3 protein-coding genes and 1 pseudogene are annotated in these 3,107 nt (G+C 33.6%); all 4 read right to left on the bottom strand.

The features are described from left to right. Positions 1–98, bottom strand: a pseudogene (locus tag B2U95_RS06670) (50S ribosomal protein L20); the annotation flags it as partial. Positions 99–200: 102 nt separating this feature from the next. Further along, positions 201–398 carry a 50S ribosomal protein L35 gene (gene rpmI / locus B2U95_RS06665; RefSeq protein WP_020897364.1) on the bottom strand — a complete coding sequence of 66 codons (198 nt, stop codon included), beginning with the start codon at positions 396–398 and terminating at the stop codon, positions 201–203. Between the two features lie 57 nt (positions 399–455). Continuing rightward, positions 456–1,007, bottom strand: coding sequence for a translation initiation factor IF-3 (infC, locus tag B2U95_RS06660; RefSeq protein WP_296314035.1), 552 nt, complete (start codon positions 1,005–1,007; stop codon positions 456–458). Between the two features lie 29 nt (positions 1,008–1,036). Continuing rightward, the gene (gene thrS, locus B2U95_RS06655; RefSeq protein ID WP_296314030.1) at positions 1,037–2,977 is read right to left on the bottom strand and encodes a threonine--tRNA ligase; all 1,941 of its coding nucleotides are present in this window, start codon (positions 2,975–2,977) and stop codon (positions 1,037–1,039) included. Between the last annotated feature and the right edge of the window lie 130 nt (positions 2,978–3,107).

The following is a 3,107-nucleotide window of genomic DNA, read 5'->3' as shown; positions in this document are numbered from 1 at the left end:
GTCCAAACGTTTTTACGTCTTCCGAAGTAACCTTTTGCTTGCTTAAGAACCTTTTTTCTTCTGGCTCTCTTCGCTACTGAATTTACTGATCTTGGCATTCTTTTAATTGTTTTTTTTGTAGTAGGCGACCAATATGGTACTTGCTAAATTATTTTGCCTAACTCCAGGGTTTATAATTGATTTTACCGATTAAAACAGTATTACTTTAAACGTAACATTGTTTTAATATTGTTCTCATCTGCTTTATGTACTAAACCATCATGAGTTAATTTAAGCTTACGCTTTTTAGATTTTTTTGTCAAAATATGACTCTTAAAAGCATGCTTTCTTTTAATCTTACCAGTGCCAGTTAGTTTGAAACGTTTCTTAGCACTCGATTTTGTTTTCATTTTAGGCATTTTCTCCTAGTTTTAATTTACGTTTCGCTTATTATTGTTTACTGATTTAACAGTGAATTATTTCTTTTTTGGCGCAATGAACATAATCATACGCTTACCTTCTAATTTAGGCATTTGTTCTACTTTACCATACTCTTCAAGATCTTGAGCTAATTTTAATAATAAAATCTGTCCTTGTTCTTTAAACACGATTGAACGTCCTTTAAAAAACACGAATGCTTTAAGCTTTGCACCATCTTTTAGAAACTTCTCAGCATGTTTCTTCTTAAACTCGTAATCATGGTCATCTGTTTGAGGGCCAAAACGAATTTCTTTAACGATTACTTTAGTCGCTTTAGACTTTAAAGCTTTTTCACGTTTCTTTTGTTCATAAAGGAACTTTTTATAGTCCATTACTTTACAAACTGGTGGAGTTGCATTTGGCGAAATTTCAACAAGATCTAAACCTTGTTCATCTGCCATTGATAAAGCTTCTTTAACTGGATAAACACCTATTTCGACATTATCTCCAACAAGTCTTACTTCTTCAGATCTGATTTTAGAATTTATACGGTGCTTGTCCTCTTGGACTACACGTCTATTATAACTCTTTCTTCTACGTATTGCTATGGTTTCTGTAATTTAATTAAACATTATATTTATTTAAAAGTTTTTAAACTTTCACTTACTCTTTCTTTTACAAGATTCGAGAATTCTATCACACTTACTGTGCCAAGGTCTTCACCACCATGTTGGCGCACAGTTATTGTATTATTTTTCTCTTCTTGTTCGCCGACAATAATCATAAACGGGTACTTTTGCATTTCAGCTTCCCGAATTTTCTTACCCACAGTTTCGTTTCTGTTGTCTGCAAGGGCGCGAATTTCGTCATTTTCTAGCAGATTTAAAACTTTTTCAGCGTATTTTTCATATTTCTCACTTATTGAGATAATAATCGCTTGTTCTGGCATTAACCAAAGGGGGAAATTCCCTCCTGTATGTTCTAATAAAATTGCTATAAAACGTTCCATACTTCCAAATGGAGCACGATGTATCATTACAGGCCTGTGCATTTCGTTGTCACTACCTTTATAAGTTAAATCAAAACGTTCGGGTAAGTTGTAATCTACTTGTATTGTACCTAATTGCCATTGTCGTCCTAGAGCATCTTTAACCATAAAATCTAACTTTGGGCCATAAAAGGCAGCTTCACCAGTTTCAACTACATAATTTAAACCTTTATCAATGGCTGCATTTAAGATAGCGTCTTCGGCTTTTTTCCAGTTTTCATCACTCCCAATATATTTCTCTGGCTTTTCAGGATCTCTTAATGATACTTGGGCAGTAAAGTTCTCAAAACCTAATGAGCCAAATACATATAGTACTAAGTCAATAACGTCTTTAAATTCCTTGTCAAGTTGATCTGGAGTACAAAAGATATGAGCATCATCTTGTGTAAAACCCCTTACACGTGTTAATCCATGAAGTTCTCCACTTTGTTCGTATCTATAAACAGTGCCAAATTCAGCAAAACGCTTTGGCAGTTCTTTATATGAAAAAGGTTTAGCATTATAAATTTCACAATGATGTGGGCAATTCATTGGTTTTAAAAGAAACTCTTCACCTTCTGCAGGTGTTTTTATAGGTTGAAAACTATCTTCTCCATATTTAGCAAAGTGACCAGAAGTTACATACAACTCTTTTTGTGCTATATGTGGTGTAATAACCATTTCATAGCCAGCTTTTTTCTGAGCAGCTTTTAGAAAGTTTTCTAGACGTTCTCTTAAAGCAGCACCTTTAGGTAACCATAACGGTAATCCTTGACCTACTTTTTGCGAAAATGTAAAAAGCTCGAGTTCTTTTCCTAATTTTCTGTGATCGCGTTTTTTAGCCTCTTCTAATAAATGAAGATATTCGGTAAGTTCTTTTTGTTTAGGAAAGGAAATACCATATACCCTTGTAAGTTGCTTATTTTTCTCCTCTCCTTTATAGTAAGCTCCAGCAACACTTAAAATTTTCACAGCTTTAATAATTCCTGTATTTGGAATATGTCCACCACGACATAAATCTGTAAATGTTGAATGGTCACAAAAACTTATTGTACCATCTTCGAGGTTTTCAATTAAATCAACTTTATATTCATTTTTACCTTTATAATAGGATAGCGCTTCAGCTTTAGAAACATCACGTAGTTTAAAGTTATGTTTGCCACGAGCTATTTCTATTATCTTATTTTCGATAGTCTTAAAGTCTTTCTCCGAAATCACTCCTTCACCTAAATCTACATCATAGTAAAACCCATTATCAATTGCTGGACCAACCCAGAGTTTTACACCTGGGTATAATTCCTCTAAAGCTTGAGCTAGAATATGAGCAGAAGAATGCCAAAATGCTTTTTTACCAGCATCATCTTTAAATGTATATAAAGTAAGTTTGCCATCTGTGGTTAATGGAGTAGTGGTTTCAACAACTGTATCATTAAATTTTGCTGAAATCACGTTACGAGCAAATCCCTCGCTAATATCTACAGCCACTTCATGTGGAGTCACATCTTTATCAAAAGACCGAACCGAACCATCAGGCAAAGTAATTTTAATCATTATATAGTATAAATTTTAGCACACAAAGATATACCTATATGTATAATAGACAAAAGGAAGTATCTAATTAAATATTTTGTGCGTCCTGTTTTTGCTTTTAAAGTGAGGGGAACAGTCGTTTTATCTGCTA

The sequence above is a fragment of the Winogradskyella sp. UBA3174 genome (genome assembly GCF_002364335.1).
In the GTDB taxonomy this organism is placed as follows: domain Bacteria; phylum Bacteroidota; class Bacteroidia; order Flavobacteriales; family Flavobacteriaceae; genus Winogradskyella.
The sequence above is the reverse complement of the archived record's forward strand: the minus strand, read 5'-3'. Positions and strand labels throughout refer to the sequence as shown.

Coding starts and splice junctions, on each gene's coding strand:
- thrS (WP_296314030.1), bottom strand. CDS start 2,977: ATGATTAAAATTACTTTGCCTGATGGTTCGGTTCGGTCTTTTGATAAA.
- rpmI (WP_020897364.1), bottom strand. CDS start 398: ATGCCTAAAATGAAAACAAAATCGAGTGCTAAGAAACGTTTCAAACTA.